Below are 24,144 nucleotides of genomic sequence, written 5' to 3' on the forward strand. Positions count from 1 at the left end.
TATAATTATCTTATGTTAAGAAAATTGCTTTTAATTTTTCTAATTTTTTTCTTTTTGCTTTTTCTATCCTATTTATTAATAATTCTCTATCCTTACAGTAAATCCCGAATTCTTGAAATAGTTAAAAAGTTTGGTTTTTTTGCTCCTTTTGTTCTTATTTTTTTTCATTCCTTTCAGGTAATAGTAGCACCTATTCCAGGGCAGGTTTTTCCCTTTATTATGGGTTTTCTTTATGGAGCCTATTTAGGTTCAATAATGGCTATAACTGGTAATTTAATCGGCTCCTTTACTTCTTTTTTTCTTGGAAAGTTTGGTGAAAGAAAGCTTGTAAGTACCAATAAGTTAAAGGCTTTAGAAAATTATAGAATAAAGATAGTTTCAAGAAGTATTTTATGGCTTTCTTTACTTTTTATCCTTCCTATTCCAGGTCTTCCAAAAGACCTTTTATGTTATTTTGCTGGATTTATAGGTGTTAAGGAAAAAGATTTTTTATTATCTCTTTTATTTGGAAGAATACCAATTGAAATTCTATGGGTTCTTGCTGGTTCTGGTGTTTATAAATTTTTCATTCCACCGAATTGAGAAGAAATGTGACATCTTCCCTTTTCCCCCAACCGAAATGTTTTTCACTTAAAAGAAAAATTTTTTCTATTAAAAACTCAAAAAAGGAAAATTCCCCTCTTTTTTCTATTATATCTTTTAAAGGTAATCTTCCCTCTGCAGTTGGGAATCTTTTAATATAAACTTTTAAACCTTTTAAATTTTCTTTTCCTTTTAAAATTTTTACTTTTCCCTCCATTTGAATTCCCCTTAAGGGTCTTAAAACTTTCGGATAAATAGCAGCGCTTATTTGAGGATTTTTCTCAAGATTTACTGCATGTCTTGTTGATTTCCTTGAAAGGAAATAAATTTTGTTCTTACCGTCCCAGGCAAAAATAACAGGTGTTGCCCAGGGTTTATCTTCAAAGGATGTTGCAAGAACCATAATTTTTTCTTCTTTAAGAAGTTCATAAAGAATTTTTTTTATTTCATCTTTTTCTTCTTTTCTTAACACTTTTAGGTCCATTTATTTTTTACCATATTTGTTTTTTATTTCAGGAATCCATTTTTTGATATTTTTAATTCTTGTATTATGTGAAGGATGAGTTGATAAAAATTCTGGAATTTTACCCTTTGACTCTTTTTCCATTTTTTCCCAGAAATTTAATGCTTTTTCAGGGTCAAACCCAGCTTTTGTCATAAAAATAAGACCCATATAATCGGATTCTTCTTCCTGTTCTCTTGAAAAAGGTAAGAGAACACCAACCTGAACACCTACTCCGTATGCTACTTTTGCCATTTCAATAGTCTGACTTCTTTTTTTCTTTAAAGCCATATCAAGAGTAATACCACCCAGCTCTGCAAGAAGTAATTGGCTCATTCTTTCTCCTCCATGTCTTGCAACAACATGAGCTATTTCGTGACCAAGAACACAGGCAAGTTCATCTTCACTTTCTATTAATTTTAAAAGTCCTGTATATACACAAACTTTTCCTCCAGGAAGTGCAAAGGCATTAATAACTTTATCATTTTCAATTACTCTAAATTCCCAGTTTTCCTTTATACCTATTCCACCTTCACTTATAATTTTCATACCCACCTTTTTAACAAGTTCATTATATTCTTGATTTTCAGAGAATTTTTCAGTTTTAGAAATTTCTAAAAAACTTTCTCTCCCAAGCTCTCTTTCAGTTTCTAAGGGGAAAAGAATAAGCTGCTTTCTACCAGTATAAGGAACAGTTCTACAGGAGAAAAATATAAATACAAAAAAAAGAGAGAAATTTATTTTTTTAAAAATTTTCATATTTTATTATAAAATAAAAACCCCGGGCTACGACCTACTCTCCCGTACCCTTGCGGGCACAGTACCATCGGCCCTGGAGGGCTTAACTTCCGTGTTCGGAATGGGAACGGGTGTTTCCCCTCCGGTATGGTAGCCCGAGGATATAATTATAATATATTTTTTTAAAAATTTCAAGTTTTTATTAATGTGAGTGAATTTATAAAAGAAATTTGGGAATTATTTACAAAGTTTTATAGTTTTATATATAATTTTAATTAAATGAAAAATATTTCTCCTGCCTTTAAAAATATTGTGCTTTCAAAAATAGTGAAGATTAGTGAAATTGTTAGAGAGAAAAAGGAAGAATTTGAAAAAAGTAAAGGTAAGCCTTTTATTCAGTTTCAAAGAGGGGATATAGGAATACCAACACCGGATTATATTAAAAAAGCTGTTAATGATGCTCTTCAAAAAGGTCTTACAAATTATCCAAAATCAGGCGGTGAAAATTTCTTTAAAGATGCTGTCATAGAACACTTAAAGGAAATGGGAATAAAAAATATAGGAAGGGAAAATATAATGGCAACTTATGGAGGCCAGGAAGGTCTTCAGCTTGTTTTTTCTCTTTTCAGGGGTTCAAAATGCATTGCCTTTTCACCGTGCTGGAGCTGTATGCTTGATAATATTTTTCCATATTCAGAAACAAATTATAAACTTCTGCCTTTAAAGGAAAATTTTGAAATAGATTTTGAAAAATTTGAGAAAAGTATTAAAAATGCTGAAATATTATATCTTAATAACCCCCATAATCCAACAGGTAAAGTTTTTACTTACGAAGAACTTGAAAAAATAAATTATTTATGTAAAAAAAATGATGTTTTAATTGTTTCTGATGAAGCATATAAAGATATACTGTTTGACGGAAATAAATTTTACAGCATGCTTAAATTTGATAATGATAATGTTTTATCTGTTTTTACTTTCTCAAAAACCTTTTCTGCAACAGGTTTCAGGATAGGTTATACTGTTTCAAGGATTCCCTCAATAATTGAAAAAATGACACTTGGGGACTACAGTCAAACAGCAGGGGTTGTAACTTTTCTTCAATATGCCTTTAAAGAGGCTCTTTTGAATAAAAAAGAAAGGGAAAAATGGTTAAATAGCTTTTTAAAGGAACTTAAAGAAAGAAGAAATGTAGCTTATGAGGAACTCAAAAGTTTCATAGATGATGTTTATAAACCGGGCGGAACTTTTTATTTTTTTATTGATTTAAAAAAATTAATAAAAAAGAAAATAAAAAGGGATATTGAGGATTACATAGTAAATTCACTTATAGAAGAAGGTGTAGCAGTAACCCCGGGTTCTGCCTTTGGTAAAGATTTTTCAGGGTATGCGAGAATTTCAATTTCAACCCTCGGAAAGGAGCTTATAAGAGAAGGAATAAGAAGAATTAAAAATTTCTTTTTAAATAATTAAAAAAAATTTAAATTTGAAATTTTTCTAATTTTATATTATAATATTAATTATGAATATTTCTTTAAATTTAGAATCTTTAAAAAAGAAATTTAATCTTAAGGCTTTATATTTAATAATGGAAAAAGAAGGAACTCTTTATCTTGGGGTAAGAGGTGGTAGTAAAGATTTTGAAAAATTTATTTATGAAAATTGGGGTGATAAGGTTAAAATTTTTAAAAAGCCTAAGGAAGAGATAAATTTTGTTATAGGTGAGAAAATTTTAGGTTATATAAAAGGTCACGGAGGGGATATTGGAATAGAGGATATAGATGAGGAAAAGGGTGTCATTTATGTTGATTTAAAAGATGCCTGTTCTTGTTGTCCCCATTCTGTTTATACTCTCACATCAGGTATAAAAAGGGTTTTAGTTCAATTTATTCCCTGGGTAAAGGAAGTAAAACCTGTAAATGAAACCAGGGAACCTCAGTTTAATTTTAAACTTGTTGAACTTATAAAACAAGGAGGTAAAAAATGATAAAAAATAAAGATAGTCTTTTGAAGGAAATTGAGGATTTCATTTTAAATGATATAAGACCAAGGATAAAGATGAGCCCTGGAATTGAGGATGTGATTGTCTGGGTTAAAGATGTTGATAATAAGAAAGGAACTATTCAGATGGGGGTGGCTCTTGGAGATTCAACTGGATGTTCTCCCTTCTGTGGTTGTGCTGCAAGACAGATAACAGAAATTATTTTTGAAGAACTAAGAAAAAAATTCCCCCAATTAAAAAAAGCAGTGGGAATAGCTGAACTTCCACCTGAAGATTATTTAAAGAAGTGGGCTGAAGTATAGTGAATTATTTGAGCAATAAAAGATACTTTAAAAAGTGTAGGTTACTTTAACTTTAGAATTTTATTAATATAAATTTTAATTGGGAACATTATGGAAAATTTATTCGTATTATAATATTATAAATAAGAGGAGGAAAAACAATAAAAAATATTATAGCCAAGATAATCTCAAGTTTAATGAAGGGTTTGAATGCTGGGGAAAAAAGGGGATGGCTTGGAGTAAATGCCTATGAACCTGCTGAGGAAATAAAAATTGCCCTTTCAATTGATTATGGAGTAATCGTTAAGGATGTTATAGAAGATTCACCTGCTTATAAAGCTGGGATTAAAAAGGGTGATATTAAAATCCTCTTAAAAAGGTTGAAATAGAGATTATGAGAAAGGGGAAAAATATGAAAATTGAAGTTACTCTTGGTGAGAAAGAAAAGGAGAAATTTGTTATTGAGAAAACACTTAAAAAAATAATTGAACCTGGTCATGAGTTTGAAATCAGGGAACCTAAAAAAATACATGAGGAAATTGAGAAAGAAATGAAATACTATATTACTTCAAAAGAAGAAATAGAGAAATTATAAGGAGAAATTGAAAAATTAAGGGAATTGAAAAACTGGAGAAAAATAAATAACTTTAACCTATATAATCGTCGTAGATAGTTTCGAGTCTTAATTTATGTTTTGCTTCTTCTTTTGCAAGAGAATTAAGTAGTTCTCTTATATCTTCATTTTCAGATTTTTCAGCAAGTTCTGTATATAAAGTAAAGGCAAGTTTTTCTCTTTTCATTGCAAAAATTAAAACATCCTGAAAATCAAAATCTTCTTTTAATTCTGTACTTATGAGTGTATCTGAAATTTTTAAATCAGGAACTTTCTCACTTTTTGGAGTTAAAATGATTTTCCCTTCTTTGAAATCAATAAGTTTCTGTTTATGCTTTAATTCTTCTTCTCTAAGTTCTTCAAAGATTTTTTTTAAGTGTTTATCTTTTGTTTTTTCCCTTAATTTGTTATAAATATTGTATGCTTCCTCTTCTTTTTTAATTGCAAATTCTATGATTTCATCGATTGAGTTAAATTTCATAGTTTTTATTCCTTTTTAATCTTTATCAAAGTTTTCAAGCAAACTTATAAAAGTATCGTGATGTTCTTCTTCATCTTCCAGAATTTCTTTAAAAATAAAACTTGTTGTGTAGTCTCCTTCCTCATCTGCTTTTTTAATTATTTTTTTATAAAGATCAATTGCCATCTCTTCATCTTTTTTGTCCTGTTCAAGCATTTCTTTTAGATTTTTTCCCACATTAATGGGAAGAGGATTTGTTGTAGGCATACCACCGAGATAAAAAAGTCTTTCTGCGATTTTTTCAGCATGTTTCATTTCATCAATTGCTATTTTTTTAAATTCATCCTTTATTGCAAAATGTTTAGGTCCACTCCATAAAACATGTTGCCACATATACTGAATACAAACCTGCAATTCAGCTGCTATTGCTTTATTTAAAAGTTCAAGTAATTCTTTGGATGGCATTTAAATATCCTCCTTTTAAAATTTTACTGGATTTGAACCTTTTTAAGGACCTAAATGCATTAAAGGATTTTCAATATCGTAATCTTCAAATTTAAGCGCATTTTCTTTTTCTATCTCAAATATCTTGTAATGTCCTAATTCCATTGAGGCAATATAGTTGATCATAATAGCTGTTTCAGGTTCTTCTTTAAAATATGTAGCAAGAGAAATATAAAAGTCATAGGCATTTTTCTCAGCCTGCATAGCCATTTCAAAAATTTCACTTATTTTAATTTTTTCAGACTTAATATTTATTTGGGGTAATGGAACAGGTGATTTTTCTGGAAGTAATAATCTTTTTCCAGGGAATCTATTTTTATAAATTGATTCAAAGGTTTCTTTATGCTTCTGTTCTTCCTGGGATAGAAATTTTAATTTATCCTTTAAGAAAGCATTTTTAACCTTTCTACTTAAGCTTTCGTATAGTTCTCTTGCTTCTATTTCACTTTTTATAGCAATAGAAAGTAGTTCTTCAAGGTTATACTGTGATAAATCCATTTTAACCTCTAAAGTTTAAAATTTAATTTCCTTTGAATTTGCCCACAAACCGTGAATATTGCAGTATGAGAAGGCAAAAATTTCACCATTTTTTTCGGTTTTAAAATCAAAAATAACAATAGGTTCTGTATAGACAGTACTTGTATCAGGTCCCTGGGTTGAAGAACCGTGAGATAAAAATTCAAACCTCCCAAGGTGATAAGGAAATTTTTCGCCATTAGGAAGGAAAAAGACATCAATCCATGATATGTGATGTTGGGTGGTATTAGGATGGGATATTTCTTTTCCAACACTCACTTCAATTCTTATTTTTTCTCCCTTTTTTACTTCACCTATTATTTCTATTACCGGGGAATGCTTTTCTTTTTTCCAGTCTGCACTTTGGAATAATTCTTTAAAGTGGTGCATATTTACCCTCCTTTTTATTTGAATTATTATTATATTTTATGTGGAAAGATTTTTTCAATAAATCTTTATATATAGGTAATTATTTTTTTTATTGGTATATGTTAATGATTTAGAATGTAACATTGTTGATTGATATAACAAAGAAAAGGTATTGATAGTTTTAAATTATATTACAGGGTCTCACAGGATTTTTTAAAGAACTTTTCCTATGAAATTAAAGTCAGAAATAAAGATGGGTATCTTTTCTATGTATTTGCAGAATAGATAGGAGAATTAAACTCTTTTAATAACTTCTGATAGAAGTATTTCAAGTCTTTTATTTCCTTCGTCAATTATTCTCTGTGTTTCCATTATAAATTTTTCAAGTCTTTTATTTCCTTCATCAATCATCTTCTGAGTTCTTTCAAGTATTTTTTCTGTATCTTTTTTACTTTCTTCAATCATTTTCTGTGTATCTTTTTTACTTTCCTCAATTATCCTTTCTGTATCTTTTTTACTTTCATCAATCATTCTTTGTGTTGCTTCAATCATCTTTTTTGCTCTTTCATCCTCTTTTTGTATAAGTTTGTTTGTAAAGTAAGATAGTATAAGGGGTTGGATTAAAGCAAGAACTCCTAAAATTATTGCAAGAATATTTATTGTTTCGGCTGTAATATTTTAATTTTAAAATAAAGATTTATATAAAATCATCTTTTCTCAAAAATTTTAAGGATTTGAACCTTATAATTTTCTTATCTTCTATACCTAAAGTTTTTTCATCTTATTAAAATTACTTTTTTCTGAAATTTTTGTTTTCCGGTTTGAAGACTTAGAAAATAAATTCCCTTTGCAAGTTTTGTATGAATTTTTATTTTTTCACCTTCACTTATTTTTCCCCTTGGTAATGTAAATATCCTTTGTCCCAAGACATTATACAGGTTTATTTTCACATCAGAATCTCTCTTTAAAGTGTAATTAATGTGTATTTCATTGTCTTTTATGATATTTGGAGATACACTGAAGAAAGTTATTTTGTTATTTTTTTCACTTACTTCTTTTATATGAACCATATTCCAGTATCGTGCATAAGCAGTATCAGAGTATTTGCGGAGTTTGGTGACGGAAGTTGCTCCAAGTATTGCAAAAGCAGTAATAATACTATCCTGGGGATTTATATTAAAAGGTCCTGCTGAAATACAGGTTGACCAGTCATAAGGTCTATCTGAGAAAAGAACTTTTATTGTTCCGTTCATAAATTGGAACTGGATATTATCAGGTAATCCACCATAAGGATACACATATTGAGCATGATCAATTAATGAATGATTTATCTTTCCTGAATTTCTTGGTGGGTCAATCACTGCTGAACCCATAACAACATTTCCGTAATACATATAGGCTAAATTCCGAATTGTATCAACTCCTCCCACATTCTGCTCATAATTTCCAATATCCCAATCAAGAAAGATTGCAGAATACAGATTATTAACAGTGGTATTTCCTCTATTTTTTATAGTAAATTTATAAATAACAAAATCATCAGCACTTGTATCTCCCCATGCAAAAGTTTCCTGTTTAACTAAAATATTTTTAGAAGAGGGATGACCTGAATCATCATAGAGTGCAATTGTGTATTCATCAGAAAAAGGACCTGGTTCATATAATCTTACTTTTCCTTCTGGATCTAATGTTATCCAATCTTGATCATCACCTTCTTGATTGTAATATCTATCAACAACAAAGGATGTAGAATTTCCAATTGCAAAACTGCCGTAATATAAATGACTTGGAGAAGTTTTTGGATAATGGCAGCCCCTGCCATAAATCATTGGTGGATATGAACTCATATAACCAATTGAACCATTCCTTGTTACAGATAAAACTATATTTCCTGTATCATGTGTTACAAAATCAAATCCAGGTATTCCTATATAAGTTTTAAAGAATTTTGTTGATGAATATTCCTGAGCATTTATTTCAAGAGTAAAAAAAACTTCAGAACCCCATGGAGCATCATAAGAGGCAAAAATTTTATAAGGATCACTTGCATTATCTGCACTATCCCCTGGATAAATATCCCCAAAGGATGATATGGAATCAATTATTGATACATATGGGTTTTGTGTTTTTAAAACCCCATAAGTATTCACCGCTGGTCCGCCACCTAAATTTTTTAGATTGATAGTTATACTTGAATTCTCCCCTGGTTCCCATATTCCGTTCTGGTTTTGGTCATCTCTTTGGAGAGAAAGTAAATAAATGAATGGTTCATTAGGAGAAGGTGTATTTAAAAGGGCCTTATAGATATTTAAAATACCCCATCCATAATCAAAATTTGGGCAAGGCTCTACTGGTCGAGAAGAATTTACAAGGATATTGTATAAATCATTTGGAGTTAGGTTTGGATTTTTTTGAAGTAATATTGCTACTGCTCCTGTAACATGCGGGCATGCCATTGATGTGCCACTCCAGGCTTGGTAACCTCCTCCTGGAACAGCTGATCGCACATAGACGCCTGGTGCTGATATATCAGGTTTAATTAAATTCCAATCAGGACGATACCAATACTGGGGATCGTTCCATGGATATGCATCAGGAGCAGGACCACGGGAAGAAAAGTTTGCAATTACATCATTTATATCTGTGGCTCCAACTCCAATAACGGTAGGAAAATTTCCAGGTGTGTTAGCAGTTCCATAATTTGGACCACTATTTCCATTGGCAAATACAGGGAAAATCCCCATTGATTTCCATGTCAGAATTATTGGCCAGAAATGCAACTCAAGGCGACCACCACCCCAAGAATTACTAACTGCTCTTATATCAACTCCACTTTCTTTCCAGTCAACAATCTTTTGCATGCAAGGATCAATCCATTCATAGTAACCTATCCCACCTGAGAACCCTTTTGCTGCTACAAATTTTAAATCTGGTGCAACTCCTATATCATCCTGAAATGGACCGAAGCCATCTCCTCCACATATTGTTCCCATCGTATGTGTTCCATGTCCATCATCATCATAAGGAGAAGATTGTCCATAAACTCCATCAAACCAATAGGGAAAAAGCCATTTATTTTTTAATGCAGGATGGGAGGTATCAACACCTGAATCAATGTGTCCTATTATAATTCCCTGACCTGTATAACCTGCCATCCAGCAAGAATCTGCTCTAACGCGCAGAATATTCCATTCAACAGTATTTTTTGCCATTCTTCTTTTTTCTTTTTCAATTATACCATCAAGTATTATCTTTTCGTTTCCGCATATAAACCATATATCATTTAATTTTTCAAGGGTATAGATCACAGATTTTGTAGCTTTAATATGAAAACCATTAAAAACCCAGAATCTTTTCAGAATTTCATATTCATCGGATTTAAAATTATTTTTCAGGAATTCAATAATTTTATTTTGTGAATTTTCAGCTATACTTTTAAAAATTTTTGCTTTTTCTTTATATGAAAGATTATCAACTTCTTCATAAGGGTATATAGTTGAAAGGTGGACAATGGCAAATACCTTATCCTTATTACCAGCTTTTTCAAGTTCTTTTTTTAATTCAGATGTTATTTTCCCTTCAAGGGGTAAAGGAGGTAAAATTCCAAAAAAAGAGAGTAGCAAAAAATTCATAATTTTTCTCCTATTTTAATAAGATAACTTTTTTAACTTCTTTTTTGTTTCCTATGGATGCCTTAATAAAATAAGCACCGGTTTTTAGCTTTTTACCAGAATCAGATTCACCATTTAAGATGATGAAGCTTTTATCTTTTAAATTAAACTTTTTGATAACACTTCCCTTTATGTCAAGTATTTCTAAACTTAAAGGCGAATTAAGAGATTTTAGAATTTCAGGGTTTAATAGTATTTTAATTTCATTTTTAGAGATATTCTGTGAAAGAACAAAAAGGTTAATTTCCTTATGTTTTTCTTTTTCTGAGATATTAGTGTAGCCAAATCTGTATCTAAAAATACCTCCTTTTGTTGTTACATAAATTATTGAATCCTCACTCCATTCTACTCTGTGAATATAAGGATTGGGAGGAACTGGGAATTCTTCCCATGTTAATCCACCATTATATGATATGTAAAGTTGAGCAGGAGAACCACCACCTACCTCAAAATAATCCAACAAGTATGCTGAGTAGTATAATACCTGAGGGTAATTTACACAAACCAAAATAGTTTCAGGGGAGGATGGTTTGAAACAGATATCAAATATACCAAAAGAAGGAAAAGAAGCGATAGGGAAGTAAGTTTCTCCTCCATCCATACTTTTAAAGAGCCTATTCCAGTTGTCAGCTGCCAGAATAATATTAGGATTTTGAGGGTAAACAGCTATTGCTGTGCCTATCATGCCAATAAATTCTCCGCTTCTAAAGATTTTCTGCCAAGTTGTGCCCTGATCTTGACTTTTCTTTGCAAGACAAGAATCCCTGTCAGGCCCAAATGGTGGACGTTTAGTTGCAAAAATCGTCTGGTCTGGGCTAATTGTGATACCGGACCAGTATGCTGCTGGATACAAAATCTGATTAAAAGTCAAAGCACCATCAGAACTTTTATACACAAAGTTGTTTGAATTTGTAACGTATATATTAGAGAAAGTATCCATTACAATTTTCCCAACTCCGGCAGAGCTTCCACTTAAAGTGGATCTATAACTCCATGTTTGTCCTGAATCTACGCTTCTGTAAAATTTGGAAGCTCTGCCAATAATATCTGTAGGATATGGATATGATACATAGATTTCATTTAAATTTTTAGGGTTAATAGCAATAGTATTAAACTTTAAATCAGCATTTGAGATTCCATGATTTTTAAGTGTCCAATTTTTACCTCTGTCGTTAGATATAAATATACCATTTGCCAAAGAAGTTACATATATTTTATTTTTATTTAAGGGATGTATTGTAATTCCATAGGTATAAGGGGCTCTAAGACCTTCATTAAGAAGAGTCCATGTCATGCCTCCATCGGTTGATTTATATAAACCTTGAACATTTGAAATGTAATATGTAAGGGGTTGTGAGGGATCCTGAATAATACGTGAAGCATAAGGAATTTTCATACCAGAGTTTGAAGAAAACCAGCTTTGACCTCCATCAATACTTTTATAAATACCTCCCTTATCTGCAGCAATAAACATTAAATCAGGATAATCTTTGTCTATGAGTAATTCAGAAAAATAAGAAACTGGAAGTGAACCCCAAGGCAAGCTACCAACTTGAAACCAGTTTTCTCCTTTATTTAAACTTTTTAAAACATAAGTTTCATTTACACTTCTGGCTAAACAATAAATAATATTACTGTCTGAAGGATGGAAAGCAAAGCCATAACAATCTTGATAGGGACTTTCATAAACCTGATACCAACTTTCTCCATAATCCGTGCTTTTATATATGACACCATACCAATAACCAGAACCTGATCTTTCACCACCAGCAAAAATAATATTGGGATAAAAAGGATGAATTGCAAAATCGTGAACATCTACATCTGAAGGTAATGATAGCTGTTGCCAAGTGAAACCGCCATCTGTGCTTTTAAATCCAGGACCATCTAAATCTCTATTGCAGATAAAAATTAAGTTATCATTTTGTGGATGAATTCTTATTGGATAGTTAAAAACCTCAGTTCCTCCTAACTGAATCCAGGTTTGTCCACCATCCATTGTTTTATATAAACGTGTGTTATAATAAAAATGGAATCCAAGTCCAATAGTCCCAGTAAAAACATAAATAATGTTTTCATCTTGTCTGCTAACAGCTATATCCCAGATAGGTGCAAATGGACCTGAATGAAAAGAAAAAGTATTACCTCCATCAGTGCTTTTCCATATTCCACCGTAATAAGTTCCTAAATAAAAAACACCTGTTGATGAGATATCAAAGGCATAGACTATTGCACCATTAGGAGATATGTTTTCCCATTCTGCCTTCAGGCTCCCAAAAAAGAAGAGCCCTATTATTACTATAAGGCTTATTTTATTTTTACCCATAAGATACCTCCTTTTTACACTAAATAATAAATTTAAAAATGCCCATAATTTTTATCTTTTAATTTAAAAAAATATTGTGGCACAATTTATTTTATTTAAGAATAATTTTACTTGACTTTTTTTTATTGTTTATTTTATAATTTTTCCACAAAATATGACAAATAATTTAATTATACCTATAAAAGTAATTGAACATTATCTTAATAATGGTTCATTAAGAAAGACTGCTAAGAATTTTAATATACATTACAACACCCTTTGGAAATGGGTAAAAATATATAAAAATCAGGGGTTTAAGGAGCAAGGAAAATTTGATGAACGAATTTTTTATGGATATAGAAGACCCTGGAACAGGATAAAGAGGGATTTAGAGGAGAAGATTGTTTTATTAAAGGAAAGGGACCCGGCATTAACTTTAAAAAAGGCAAAAGAAATTTTAGAAAAGGAGAATATAAAAATATCAATAAAGGGTATATGGGGGGTATGGAAAAGATACGGTTATGCAGGTTTTAAAAAGGAGAAAATCAGTAATAATTTTGTTGAATATGTTTCCTGGACGAAGGAAGCAGAAGTTAAATTTAGTTTAGCTAGAACTTTTTTTATTAAAAGGGAATTAAAAAAAGCAGGAGAAATTTTAAATTCTATTCCGGTTTTACCTAAAAATGAAATTTTAAAAGAAATTCCTGATGAATTCTTAAACTTAAAAAGGAAAATTGAAAAAATACTTTCTCTTTTTGGAAAGGTACAGGTTGGATCTTATATTAAGAGAATCAAAAAGTTGTATAAAGAATGCTTAAAAAGAAATTTGAATTATTCAGCATTAATTATCGGGTTAACCGAAGTTGGTGTTTTAGAATGGATTGGAAAGGCAAGTGAGGGTTTGAAAAGGATAAAGGAATTGGAAAGAATATTAAAAAGAAAAAAAGAGTATAATTCATATTTACTTTTTAATTTAAAATTTACTCTTCTTATAGAAAAAGGTATACTGAATGCTTATTTAGGAAGGATATATTATGCCCGGAGATATGCAAATCTATGTAAGAAAATATTAGAGAGAAAAAAAATTTCTTCTTCTTATCTTATGCTTGATATTGCAACTCTATACACTCATATAGGGGATTATAGAAAAGCAGAATATTTCTTTATAAAATCTATTGATGGTTTAGATGAAGAAAATAGAAAATGGGTGAATTATAACCTTGCATTAATTCTTTTTTTAAAAGGTGAATATAAAAAGGCAAAAGAAATTTCAAAGAATGCCTATTTTGGAGATTGGGCACAAAAAAGTTTCAGAGATTTATTTTATTCTCTTTTTTATATTTTAAAGGGTGAATTAATAAGGGCTATTTATTTATGCAATAAGGCTATCAAAAATTTTAAAAAAGAAGAACTTGTTTTGGGTATGTTTTATTCATATCTTACAATTTCTGCTTGTTATTCTGCGCTTGGGGAAATGAAAAAATCTAAAGAGTTATTAAAAAGAATTTTATTTTTCTGTAAAAATAAGGGACTTAAAAAACATCAAAATATTATTAATATTTTATTAGGTAAAAATAAAAATATTTTAAAACTAAAAAAGAGTAATTTATTATCTTCTATTTATATTTTGGTTTTGCTTAAAAAGAAAAAATTTATTAAAGCATTTTCTTTTGCAAAGAAAAAAGGTATATTAGGCTTTTTTTACCAGTTTATTTTCTTCTTCCCTGAATCCATAGAAAGAATGATTAAAAAAGGTTTTATTAAATTTTCAAAAAAAATTTTAGATTTACCTGTTTTAAACAAGGAAAATCCTGTATATGAAATAAAATTTCTAGGAAAATTGAAGATTTATAGAAGAGAAAAAGGTAAAAATAAAAGATTTTTAAAAATTAATCTATCTAACAGAGAAAGTGCCTTTATTATTCATCTTGCCCTAAGAATAAATGAACCTGGAAAAAGTATCCCTCTTCAATTTATTTATAATAATTTCTTCAATAGAACAAAAAACCCACAAAAAAATTTTAGGAGGTTACTTAAAAATATTAAGGAAAAATTAAAAATTAGAGGGTCTTTGATTGAGATTAATAGAAGAGACAAAACTTTAAAAAATAATGGAGTTTATTTTATAACAGATTATCAGGAGTTTATGCAAGCACTTACAGCTGCAAATACATTCTTGCAGGCTGGTGAATGGAAATATGCAAAAAGGGAATACTTAACTGCTTTTGATTTATTCAGAGGAAAGCCTTTTGAAAAAATGTATGATAACCTGTCAGAGGATATGAGAACAAGAATTATTTTAAGGTTTGAATCAGAAATTAAAAATTTTATTAAGGCAGCAAAAATATATGGAGATACAAAAGCTTTATTGAAAATTCATGGAAAAATTAAAACTTTAATAGATAATTCTCAGGAGGAATAATTTTTAATAATATGAAAATTGTTAAAATTGAACCAATAAAAGATACTATTGAAAAAATTGGTAAGAAAAATATTAAAAAGAAATCATAAGGAGAGGCAAGGGCTAAAAATAAAATAAAAAAACTTATAAAACCAAAAGCAAAAAAAGATAAAAGTGAACTTGTTCTCTGATCTGTGAATATAAAATAAAAAAGTGCTTCTAAATTTAAAATTGAAATACCTAAAAGAGGTGAAAATAAAAGAAAATTTATCCAGTATAACTTACCTTCAAAAAAAATCTTTTGGAATCCACTTCCAGATAATTTTAATAAAAAAACATAAAATAAAAAGGAAAAAAGAAAAACTGAATATAAAACTATAAAACTTGCTATTATTTTACTCAAAAGTATTTTAAAAGGAGAAAAAGAAAATGCTAAAAGAGTTTCAAAATATTTCTTAACTTTTTCCTTGTGAATTATTTCATCCATACTCATTCCACCAATAAAAGCAAAAATAAAAAGGGGTATTAAAAGAGAAAAACATTTTGTAAAGGTATATTCAGGACTTGATGGAGAAATATCAGAAGGTGTTGCAAGACCCTTTGCAGAAAAGAAAATCATATTTAAAATAAATAACCATAGAAAATTTAAAGGTCTTTTTATATAAAAATAAACAATTTCCCTTTTTATTAAACTTTTCATTTTATTTTTTCAAAATAAAAATCTGAAAATTTTTTACCTTTTAATTCCTCTGTTTTAAATTTTCCTAAAAATTTTCCCTCTTTAATTATACCAAAATGTGTGGAATAATATTCTATAAATTCAAAATCATGGGATGTTAAGAAAATTATTCTGCCTTCCTTTTCTTTTCTCAAAAATTCATAAATTTCCCTCCTCGTTTCAATATCAATAATTTCAAAAGCTTGATCAAAGATTAAGACTTTCGGATTATTTATAAGTGCTTTTAAAATACATAATTTTCTCTTGTTACCCTTTGATAACTTATAAATTTTTGTATCTTTATACTCATATAAATTAAATTTTTTTAAGAGTTCCTCTAAATTAACTTTTCTTTTCAAAATCTCTGCATAAAATTTAAGGTATTCAAGAGGCGAGAAAAAATCAAAGGGCATTTCATCCTCAAGAACAAATCCTATCTCTTCTTTTTTTATTTCTCTTCCATTATAGAAAATACCTGCTTTACCAGAACTCGGTTTTAAAATTTTTAAAAGTATTCTTACTAAAGTTGTTTTACCTGAACCATTTGAACCAATCAGAGCAAAAAACTCGTTTTCCTTTATTTCAAAATTTATATTTAAAAGAGCTTTTCTTTTATCATAGAATTTAGTAAGATTTATAACCTCAATTTTTAACATAACTATTAAACTTTTTCAAAACTCATATTTCTTTAATTGCATCTTCAAATTTAGAAAGGACTTTATCTATTATTTTTCTATCATGGTAAATTGAAAGAAATAAGGCTTCAAAGGGAGAAGGAGGAAGGAGTATTCCCCTTTTTAATAAATTTTTAAAGAGTTTTACGAAGTATTCTTTTTTTGTATTTAAAACATCATTAAGATTTAAAGGCTCCTTTTCAGAAAAGAATATAGAAAAGAAGGTTTTAAACCCTGGAAAAGATGCGGGAATTCCTTTTCTATCAAAAATATTTTTTAATCCATTAATTAAATATGTAAGATTTTTTTCAATTTCAGGATAAGGGTTATCCCTTTCAAGAATTTCCAAGGTTTTTATACCGCAGGACATTGAAACAGGATTTCCAGCAAGGGTTCCTGCCTGATAAACAGGACCTGATGGAGAAATTAAATCCATAATTTCCTTCTTAGCTCCATAAGCGCCCACCGGAAAACCACCACCAATAACCTTTCCAAGTGTTACAATATCAGGTATTATGTTTTTTAAGGAACTCACACCACCAAAACCAACTCTGAAACCTGTTATAACTTCATCAAAAATTAAAAGACTACCATATTTTTTTGTAATTTCCCTTAAGGATTCAAGAAATCCTTCTTTTGGTAAAACGACCCCCATATTTCCTGCAATTGGTTCTACTATAACACAGGCAATTCTTTCTCCTTCCCTTTCAAAAGCTTCTTTAACTAATTCAATATCATTATAGGGAAGAATAATAGTATCTTTTATTATATTTTCAGGAACACCAGGAGAGGAGGGGACACCAAAGGTTAGACCCCCTGAACCTGCTTTTACAAGGAAAAAGTCAGAGTGTCCATGATAACAACCTTCAAACTTTATGAATTTATCCCTTTTTGTATAAGCCCTTGCAAGTCTTAAAGCTGACATTGTGGCTTCTGTTCCTGAATTAACGAATCTTATTTTATCAATAAAGGGAAAAGCTCTTTTTATTTTTTCAGCAAGAATAATTTCAAGTTCGGTAAGCATTCCAAAGGAAAACCCATTATTTAATACTTTTTTAACTTCTCTTTTTACTTCAGGGTGAGAATGTCCAAGAATTAGTGGCCCCCATGATAAGACAAAATCAATATATTTATTTCCATCAACATCATAAATATAAGCACCTTTCCCTTTTTCAACTACAAGGGGTTCTGCATCAACTGCTTTAAACGCTCTTACAGGGGATGATACACCCCCGGGCATAAGTTTTATTGCTTTTTCATAAATTTCTTTTGATTTTTTCATTTTTTTTTTCTTTTTAAATTCATTTAATTTTAAAATATTTTGGTTTTAAATTTAAATTCTTTTATAATATAAAAATGAAATACATTATTTTTGTTGGGCATGGTTCTGTTCCATATGATTTTCCTCAGGAAAAGTTGAAAAAGTATTTTTTCTTAAGATCTAAAAAAATGAAAGGTGAATTAAATAAGGAAGAAAAAAAAGAATTTTTAAATCTTGAAAGAGAACTTCATTATTTTGAAAGGAATGCAGAAAATGACCCTCATTATTTTTTTCATAAAAAATTAAAAGATGAGATTGAGAAAGAGTTGAATATAAAGTGTTATTTTGCCTTTAATGAATTCTGTGCTCCAAATCTTGAAGAAGTTATAGAAGAAATAGTTAAAAATGAAAATAATTCAGAAATTTTTATTGTTCCAACAATGTTTACAGGTGGACACCATACAGATGAAGAAATAAAAGAAGAGATAGAAAAAATAAAAGAAAAATTTAAGAATTTAAGGATAAAATATCTTTATCCTTTTAATTTTGAATACATTAAAGAACTTTTTGAGAAACATATAAAGGAGGTTTTAAAATGAACTTTTTATTTTTTTTATTAATCTCCCAAACATATAATCCTGATATAGCACAGATTATAGAGAAAGTTCAGGTAGATTCTGTTTATAAGAATATTTTAAGACTTCAGAACTTCTGGACAAGACATTATAAAAGCGATTCCATGTATAAATCAAGACTTTGGATAAAGGAAAGATTTCAAAATTACGGTTATAATTTAAGAGAGCATATATTCTTTTATGGAAACAGGGAACAGGCCAATATAATAGCAAAAAAAGTGGGTTTTATTGATACCTTAAAACCCATAGTAATTTGTGCCCATTATGATTCAAGGGGTCAAAGCTGGAGTAATCCGCCTTACGGTCCTGCACCAGGGGCGGATGATAATGCTTCAGGTGTTTCCCTTTTAATTGAAATAGCAAGGGTAATCAAAGATATTGATTTTGATTACACGATAAAATTTATTGCTTTTGCTGCTGAAGAACCTGGACTTATAGGCTCCACTCAGCTTGCAAATTACTACAGGCAGAATAATAAAAAAATTAAATATCTTTTAAATGCAGATATGATAGGAGGAGATATAGACTTTGTTAATAATACGGTAGTGATTGAATACGATATGGGAAACCAGGTTGATACAAATAATAGTAAATCTTTCGCCTTTGCTGAAACCCTTAAAACAATTTATAACCTTTATATTCCATCACTTAACACTATTTATGATAACATATGGGGTTCTGATTATATACCTTTTGAAGCATATGGATACACAACTCTTGGTGTTTTTGAGAAAAATTTCAATTCAGGTTACCACACTACAAGGGATGTTGTAGATTCCTTAGATATTAATTATGCTACAAATATAATAAAAGGGGTTTTGGCTTTTATTTTACATACCGCAAAGTTCCATACTGTGATTATTAGAGAAAAAGAAGTTGTAATAAAAAGTTCAACTTTTAGAGAAGGTATTTATGATATTACGGGAAGGAAGGTAGATTTTAAAAATTTTAAATCTGGAATTTACATTTTAAAGAAAAATGAAACCCCAAGAAAAATTTTAAGATTGAAATAAGATTTGAAAAATAAATTCTTTCAAGTTATTATATAATTAAACTTTTTAAAACTTTACTAAATTTTGAATATATTTTATTTTAAAAGGAGGATAAAATTGAAAGAAGATGTACAAGTAAGAATAGCCGGCATAGCCGGTGATGGAAGTTTTATTACTGGTGAAGTTCTTGCTTCGCTTTTAAAAAAAATTGGGTATTATGTTGTTACGGTTAAGGATTTTCCATCAAATATAAGAGGTCTTCCCTCAAACTATACTGTAAGGGGAAGTTCTAAACCTGTATACGGTAGGAATAACTATGATGACTTTTTGATTGCTTTTGATATACCCAGTATAAAGACTCATCTTAGAGATTTAAAGGAAGGTTCTGTTTGTATTTACGATTCAAGGGATGGAAAAGAGCTTTCTGATGATTTGAAAAAGGAAGGTGTTTTTTATGTTCCTCTTCCTTTGAGGGAGATTGCAAGAAAGGAACTTGGTCTTGAGCTAATAAAAAATATGGTTGCTTCTGGGGTTCTTTCTGAAATTTTTGGAGTGGATGAAGAAATTACTGATAGGGTTATTCTTGAGAATTTCAAGCGGAAAGGGGAAAAAGTTGTTGAGCTTAATAAAAAGGCAGTTTTAAAGGGTAGAGAACTTGTAAGGGAAAATCATGGAAGATTTCCTGAATTTAAATTGAGGAAATATAATGACCCAGGAAGAGTTTTAGCAATGGGGAACGATTTTGTTTCAATGGGAGCTATTGCGGGTGGTTGTAGATTTCTTGCTGCTTATCCTATTACTCCTTCTTCAGAAATACTTGAGTTTTTGTCAAAAGAAATGAAAAAATTTGGGGGTGCTGCTATACAGGCAGAGGATGAAATTTCTTCTATAAATATGGCAATTGGTGCTTCAATAGCAGGTCTAAGGGCGATGGTTGCTTCCTCTGGTCCAGGGGTTGCTTTAAAAACTGAGGGATTATCCTATGCAGGAATGACCGAGACTCCCCTTGTTATTTATTATGCTATGAGAGTGGGTCCTTCAACCGGTCTTCCGACTAAGACAAGTCAGGAAGATTTGCTTTATATTATTTTTGCTGGTCATGGAGAATTTCCAAGACTTATCTTAATGCCAGCAACACCTGATGAACTCTTTTATTTAACAGCAGAGGCTTTTAATTTTGCTGAGGAATTCCAGATACCTGTTATTATTTTAACAGATCAGTTTCTCGCACAGAATAAATTTACTATTGATAAAGAAAAAATAGATCCTAAAAAAGTAGAAATAAGGAGAGGTAAATTAGTTTTAAATGGAAATGATATTCCAAGGAATAATGGTTTTCTTCTAAGGTATAAAATTGAAGAGGATGGTATTTCTCCAAGAATTATACCCGGTATAAAAGAAGGTGTTTTTGGAACAACAGGTTATGAGCATGATGAAGCAGGTTATGGAACAGAGGATGAGGATAATAGAGTGAGTATGGTAAAAAAGCGGATGAGTAAAATAAAGCATTTAATAAAAAGGGTTCCTCCTCCTGTATTATATGAAAAAAAGAATGCTAAGATCGGAATTATTTCAGCAGGTTCTACTTTTGGTCCTATTATGGAAACTATGGAGAGATTGGAAAAGGATGGAATTTCTGTTTCCTTTTTAAGAATTGTTACCTTATGGCCATTTCCTGAGGATGAAGTAAGAAAGTTTGTTGAAGATAAGGAAAAAATTTTTATAGTGGAGCAGAATTATAAAGGGCAGTTAAGATTTCTTGTGGAGAATGCTATTATTGATATCCATAAGAATAAAATAAGGGGAATTACAAAGTTTTCAGGAAGACCTTTTAAACCTCTTGATATAGAGGAAAAAATAAGGGAGGAATTAAAATGAGTGAAATATTAAGTGAGGTCAAAGTTAGAACTCCAAAAGATTACGAAGGTTATAAAAAACCTACCTGGTGTCCTGGTTGTGGAGATTTTTCAATTCTTTCTTCCTTGAAAAAAGTTGCTGCTGAAATTGGATTAGATCCTGTAAAAACTGTTGTTGTTTCAGGTATTGGCTGTTCTGGTAAATCCTATGCTTTTTTCTATGCAAACGGTGTTCATACACTTCATGGTAGGGTTTTACCTGTTGCTACAGGAATTAAACTCGGCAACCCTGAACTTTTTGTTATAGGTCTTTCAGGTGATGGTGATGCACTTGCAATAGGTGGAAATCATTTTATTCACACTGCAAGAAGGAACGTTAATATAAAACTTATAATAATGAATAATCAAATTTATGGTCTTACAAAAGGTCAGTTTTCTCCCACATCAAATCATGGTTTTGTAACAGTTTCAAGTCCATATGGTTCTGTTGAATTTCCTGTTGACCCTGTAATTTTGGCTCTTGCTTCAGGTGCAAGTTTTGTTGCAAGGGCATTTTCAGGTGAGCCTAATTCTTTAACAGAGATAATTAAAGAGGCTTTTTTACACAAAGGTTTTTCTGTTATTGATGTTCTTTCTCCATGTGTAACCTATAACAAGGTAAATACCTATGATTGGTTCAGGGAGAATATAGAGTTTCTGCCAAATGGTCATGATAAGGAAAATCTTACAGAGGCTTTTACCTATGCTACTTCTTTCAAAGGGAAAATACCCATTGGAATTTTTTATAAAAAGGAAAGACCCACTTATGAGGAATTGATTCTTGATAGCTCTAATCCATGCAGGGAAGACCTTTATTGTGGAAGAGAAAGAGTTTATGAACTGATTGAAACTTTTTCAAAGTAAAAATTAATAATTTATTTATTTTTTCAGAATATAAGGAAATAGAGGAAGTAATAGAAAAAAGGTTGAAGGAATTCAGAGAAATATGGAAAGAAAAAGATCATATTAAAATTTTTAAGGAATTTATATTCTGTCTTTTAACTCCTCAGTCAAAAGCAAAATTTTGCTGGGAGGCTGTTTTAAACTTGGAAAGGAAAAATCTTCTTTTTAATGGTGATTATAATGATATTTTTAATGAACTGAGTAAGGTAAGGTTTAGAAAAAGTAAGGCAAAATACATTTTAGAAAACAGAAAAAAATTTTTTAAAAATGGTAATTTTGAAATTGTTAGTATCCTTGAGAATATGAAAGAACCAGAAAAAGTAAGGGAATATCTTATTAAAAATGTTAAAGGGTATGGTTTGAAAGAGGCTACTCATTTTTTAAGGAATATAGGATTTTCCTTTGAACTTGCTATTCTTGATAGACACATTTTGAAAAATTTAAGAAAAGAAGGTGTGATTGATGAAATTCCTGATAATTTAAAAAAGAGTAAATATTTAGAAATAGAGAAAAAATTTAAAGAATTTTCTTATAGAACAGGTATTCCTTTACAGAATCTTGATCTTTTCTTCTGGTGGAGAGAAACAGGGGAAGTTTTTAAATGAATTTGATAGAGGAATTAAAAAAAGGTTTTAAATTTAAAGATTTTTATATATTTGCTGATAGGATTTCCTCAGGTAGATTTCCTGAAGAGTATAATATTGAGGTTTTTTTAAGAAAAGATAAAAAAGATTTTTTTATTTTAAATTTGAAATATTTTGAAGGAAGAAAACCCTTTTATAGGAAATGGATTGAAATTTTTAATATAAGTGAAAATTTCTTTAACTCAGAGATTGAAGATTTTTTTCTTGAATTTATTTCAAAGGATATAAAAGGTGGTGAAAAAATTTATATAGAGTATATAAGGGACAAAGAGACCTATGATTTTTTATTTAAAGGAAATCCAGTTTATCTTTCAAGAATTGGTTTTAAACTTTTAAAGCTTTCCTTTACATGGATGAAGGATTTTTATTTTCCGGAGGGATTTTGGGAAGGTTCTCCAAAAATTCTTGCTGAAAAAGCTCTTAATGATAAAAGAAAAATAGAACATTTAGTGGAAATTAAAAAAGAAATTGAAAAATTCTACATTAAAAATAAGAATTCAAAAGACAAGTTAATTCTGGAAGGTATAAGAAGAAGTGAGGAATTTTTTAAAAATTTAATAATGATAGAGAGGTAAAATGCAAAAGATTTTATGAGAAAATGCCTATGTTGAAAGATTTAAAGAGTAAATGTAGGAACATTTTGAAGTAGGCACCCCTAAAAATCTTATTGAGCAAAAAATTCAATATTGTTTATGTTATTCTACATATATTTGAATTTTTTGTATCTTTTCTTTATAATTTAAAATATGAAAATAATAACTGTTCCAAAGGTATTAAGGGAGAAACTTGGGGAAGATGGAGTTGATGCATTGATTGAACTTTTAAATGCTTCTAATGAAAAACTGAAAATTGATCTAATTGAGTTACAAGCTGAAAAATATGAAAGGAGATTAACTGAAGAGATTAATAAATTAAGAGCCGAAGATATTGCAAGACTTGATAAAAGAATTACTGAGGAAACTGCAAGACTTGATAAAAGAATTACTGAGGAGATTTCAAAGTTAAGGGTAGAATTTAATGAAAAAATTTCAAAAACTTATGCGAACATAATAAAATGGATGTTTATATTCTGGGTAGGACAGATAGGTGTTATGACTATAATATTTTTTACCTTTTTAAAATTCATTAGATAATTTAAGATTGAACAAAGGAAAAGAAGCTCTGCGAAGAAAATTGAAAAAGTTGGATAAAACAAAAAGTGTAGTGGTAATTTTTATGCAGTAGTAAGCAAATTAACACTAAATGATTTTCCTTACCTGAAAAAATATTCAATTAACTTGAAAAAAAATTTATGTTATAATAAATATAATGAAAGGTTCAAATCTTTTAAGGTTCTCGGTAAAAAAGGTGCTAAAATGAAAAAAATGGTAGCAATGCTCTTAGCGATAACAGGGTTTTATGCTCTTGAAGGTAATCAATCTGGTATTCCGGAAAAAATGGTGAAAAGCTGGACGAATGATTATATAGGATTTGAAAAA

26 protein-coding genes and 1 rRNA gene are annotated in these 24,144 nt (G+C 29.7%); 14 read left to right on the forward strand and 13 right to left on the reverse strand.

Annotated features, from left to right (window positions below):
• Positions 1-12 precede the first annotated feature (12 nt).
• Positions 13-582 (forward strand): VTT domain-containing protein, encoded by a 570-nt coding sequence (locus tag ABIN17_07160; GenBank protein ID MEO0284827.1) that lies wholly within the window; start codon positions 13-15, stop codon positions 580-582.
• Here ABIN17_07160 and ABIN17_07165 read toward each other — a convergent pair.
• The 3 genes from ABIN17_07165 to rrf all read right to left on the reverse strand — a co-directional run bounded on the left by ABIN17_07165 (position 566) and on the right by rrf (position 1,981).
• The gene (locus tag ABIN17_07165) at positions 566-1,066 is read right to left on the reverse strand and encodes a pyridoxamine 5'-phosphate oxidase family protein (protein MEO0284828.1); all 501 of its coding nucleotides are present in this window, start codon (positions 1,064-1,066) and stop codon (positions 566-568) included. The two genes, ABIN17_07160 and ABIN17_07165, sit on opposite strands and share 17 nt — an antisense overlap.
• A complete protein-coding gene (locus ABIN17_07170) occupies positions 1,067-1,843 on the reverse strand; it encodes a M48 family metallopeptidase (GenBank protein ID MEO0284829.1) in 777 nt (258 codons plus the stop codon).
• Positions 1,844-1,864: 21 nt separating this feature from the next.
• Positions 1,865-1,981, reverse strand: a 5S ribosomal RNA gene (rrf, locus tag ABIN17_07175).
• Positions 1,982-2,101: 120 nt separating this feature from the next.
• Here rrf and ABIN17_07180 point away from each other — a divergent pair.
• From ABIN17_07180 to ABIN17_07200, 5 genes are all read left to right on the forward strand, one after another.
• The gene (locus tag ABIN17_07180) at positions 2,102-3,295 is read left to right on the forward strand and encodes a pyridoxal phosphate-dependent aminotransferase (GenBank protein ID MEO0284830.1); all 1,194 of its coding nucleotides are present in this window, start codon (positions 2,102-2,104) and stop codon (positions 3,293-3,295) included.
• 49 nt (positions 3,296-3,344) lie between these two features.
• Entirely contained in the window at positions 3,345-3,809 is a 465-nt protein-coding gene (locus ABIN17_07185; GenBank protein ID MEO0284831.1) for a NifU family protein, read from the forward strand.
• Positions 3,806-4,126: a hypothetical protein gene (locus ABIN17_07190; GenBank protein MEO0284832.1), complete on the forward strand. Its 321-nt coding sequence runs from the start codon at positions 3,806-3,808 to the stop codon at positions 4,124-4,126. Before ABIN17_07185 ends, ABIN17_07190 begins: the two co-directional genes overlap by 4 nt.
• A gap of 176 nt (positions 4,127-4,302) precedes the next feature.
• Positions 4,303-4,494 (forward strand): PDZ domain-containing protein, encoded by a 192-nt coding sequence (locus ABIN17_07195; GenBank protein MEO0284833.1) that lies wholly within the window; start codon positions 4,303-4,305, stop codon positions 4,492-4,494.
• Between the two features lie 23 nt (positions 4,495-4,517).
• Positions 4,518-4,700 (forward strand): hypothetical protein, encoded by a 183-nt coding sequence (locus tag ABIN17_07200; protein MEO0284834.1) that lies wholly within the window; start codon positions 4,518-4,520, stop codon positions 4,698-4,700.
• Positions 4,701-4,752: 52 nt separating this feature from the next.
• Here the strand turns inward: ABIN17_07200 and ABIN17_07205 are convergent, their stop codons facing one another.
• From ABIN17_07205 to ABIN17_07235, 7 genes are all read right to left on the reverse strand, one after another.
• Positions 4,753-5,199 (reverse strand): ferritin family protein, encoded by a 447-nt coding sequence (locus ABIN17_07205; GenBank protein MEO0284835.1) that lies wholly within the window; start codon positions 5,197-5,199, stop codon positions 4,753-4,755.
• Positions 5,200-5,214: 15 nt separating this feature from the next.
• Entirely contained in the window at positions 5,215-5,643 is a 429-nt protein-coding gene (locus ABIN17_07210) for a ferritin-like domain-containing protein (protein ID MEO0284836.1), read from the reverse strand.
• 42 nt (positions 5,644-5,685) lie between these two features.
• Positions 5,686-6,180: a ferritin family protein gene (locus tag ABIN17_07215; GenBank protein MEO0284837.1), complete on the reverse strand. Its 495-nt coding sequence runs from the start codon at positions 6,178-6,180 to the stop codon at positions 5,686-5,688.
• A 15-nt stretch (positions 6,181-6,195) separates the two neighbouring features.
• Positions 6,196-6,588: a class II SORL domain-containing protein gene (locus ABIN17_07220; protein ID MEO0284838.1), complete on the reverse strand. Its 393-nt coding sequence runs from the start codon at positions 6,586-6,588 to the stop codon at positions 6,196-6,198.
• A gap of 273 nt (positions 6,589-6,861) precedes the next feature.
• Positions 6,862-7,119 (reverse strand): hypothetical protein, encoded by a 258-nt coding sequence (locus ABIN17_07225; GenBank protein MEO0284839.1) that lies wholly within the window; start codon positions 7,117-7,119, stop codon positions 6,862-6,864.
• 224 nt (positions 7,120-7,343) lie between these two features.
• Positions 7,344-10,199, reverse strand: a complete 2,856-nt coding sequence (locus tag ABIN17_07230) for a S8 family serine peptidase (GenBank protein ID MEO0284840.1) — start codon at positions 10,197-10,199, stop codon at positions 7,344-7,346.
• 10 nt (positions 10,200-10,209) lie between these two features.
• Entirely contained in the window at positions 10,210-12,564 is a 2,355-nt protein-coding gene (locus ABIN17_07235; protein MEO0284841.1) for a T9SS type A sorting domain-containing protein, read from the reverse strand.
• Positions 12,565-12,718: 154 nt separating this feature from the next.
• Between ABIN17_07235 and ABIN17_07240 the strand changes: the two genes are divergently transcribed.
• Positions 12,719-14,965: a helix-turn-helix domain-containing protein gene (locus ABIN17_07240; protein ID MEO0284842.1), complete on the forward strand. Its 2,247-nt coding sequence runs from the start codon at positions 12,719-12,721 to the stop codon at positions 14,963-14,965.
• Here the strand turns inward: ABIN17_07240 and ABIN17_07245 are convergent.
• The 3 genes from ABIN17_07245 to hemL are packed head-to-tail and all read right to left on the reverse strand — an operon-like array spanning position 14,931 to position 17,618.
• Positions 14,931-15,644 (reverse strand): hypothetical protein, encoded by a 714-nt coding sequence (locus tag ABIN17_07245; GenBank protein MEO0284843.1) that lies wholly within the window; start codon positions 15,642-15,644, stop codon positions 14,931-14,933. The genes ABIN17_07240 and ABIN17_07245 overlap by 35 nt on opposite strands.
• Positions 15,641-16,318 (reverse strand): ABC transporter ATP-binding protein, encoded by a 678-nt coding sequence (locus ABIN17_07250; GenBank protein MEO0284844.1) that lies wholly within the window; start codon positions 16,316-16,318, stop codon positions 15,641-15,643. Before ABIN17_07250 ends, ABIN17_07245 begins: the two co-directional genes overlap by 4 nt.
• A gap of 22 nt (positions 16,319-16,340) precedes the next feature.
• Positions 16,341-17,618 carry a glutamate-1-semialdehyde 2,1-aminomutase gene (gene hemL / locus ABIN17_07255; protein MEO0284845.1) on the reverse strand — a complete coding sequence of 426 codons (1,278 nt, stop codon included), beginning with the start codon at positions 17,616-17,618 and terminating at the stop codon, positions 16,341-16,343.
• A 74-nt stretch (positions 17,619-17,692) separates the two neighbouring features.
• On the opposite strand from hemL, the gene ABIN17_07260 reads away from it, so the two are divergent.
• From ABIN17_07260 to ABIN17_07290, 7 genes are all read left to right on the forward strand, one after another.
• A complete protein-coding gene (locus tag ABIN17_07260; GenBank protein ID MEO0284846.1) occupies positions 17,693-18,196 on the forward strand; it encodes a CbiX/SirB N-terminal domain-containing protein in 504 nt (167 codons plus the stop codon).
• Positions 18,193-19,245 (forward strand): M20/M25/M40 family metallo-hydrolase, encoded by a 1,053-nt coding sequence (locus ABIN17_07265; GenBank protein ID MEO0284847.1) that lies wholly within the window; start codon positions 18,193-18,195, stop codon positions 19,243-19,245. Before ABIN17_07260 ends, ABIN17_07265 begins: the two co-directional genes overlap by 4 nt.
• 96 nt (positions 19,246-19,341) lie before the next feature.
• Positions 19,342-21,102: a 2-oxoacid:acceptor oxidoreductase subunit alpha gene (locus tag ABIN17_07270; GenBank protein ID MEO0284848.1), complete on the forward strand. Its 1,761-nt coding sequence runs from the start codon at positions 19,342-19,344 to the stop codon at positions 21,100-21,102.
• Complete coding sequence (locus tag ABIN17_07275; protein ID MEO0284849.1) at positions 21,099-21,983, forward strand: 2-oxoacid:ferredoxin oxidoreductase subunit beta; 885 nt, start codon at positions 21,099-21,101, stop codon at positions 21,981-21,983. The genes ABIN17_07270 and ABIN17_07275 overlap by 4 nt, the downstream gene beginning before the upstream one ends.
• A 62-nt stretch (positions 21,984-22,045) precedes the next feature.
• The gene (locus ABIN17_07280) at positions 22,046-22,627 is read left to right on the forward strand and encodes an N-glycosylase/DNA lyase (protein ID MEO0284850.1); all 582 of its coding nucleotides are present in this window, start codon (positions 22,046-22,048) and stop codon (positions 22,625-22,627) included.
• Positions 22,624-23,241 (forward strand): DUF1122 family protein, encoded by a 618-nt coding sequence (locus ABIN17_07285; GenBank protein MEO0284851.1) that lies wholly within the window; start codon positions 22,624-22,626, stop codon positions 23,239-23,241. Before ABIN17_07280 ends, ABIN17_07285 begins: the two co-directional genes overlap by 4 nt.
• Positions 23,242-23,412: 171 nt before the next feature.
• Positions 23,413-23,799, forward strand: a complete 387-nt coding sequence (locus ABIN17_07290) for a hypothetical protein (protein ID MEO0284852.1) — start codon at positions 23,413-23,415, stop codon at positions 23,797-23,799.
• The last annotated feature ends 345 nt before the right edge of the window (positions 23,800-24,144 follow it).

The organism is candidate division WOR-3 bacterium, assembly GCA_039803925.1.
Classification (GTDB): domain Bacteria; phylum Hydrothermota; class Hydrothermia; order Hydrothermales; family JAJRUZ01; genus JBCNVI01.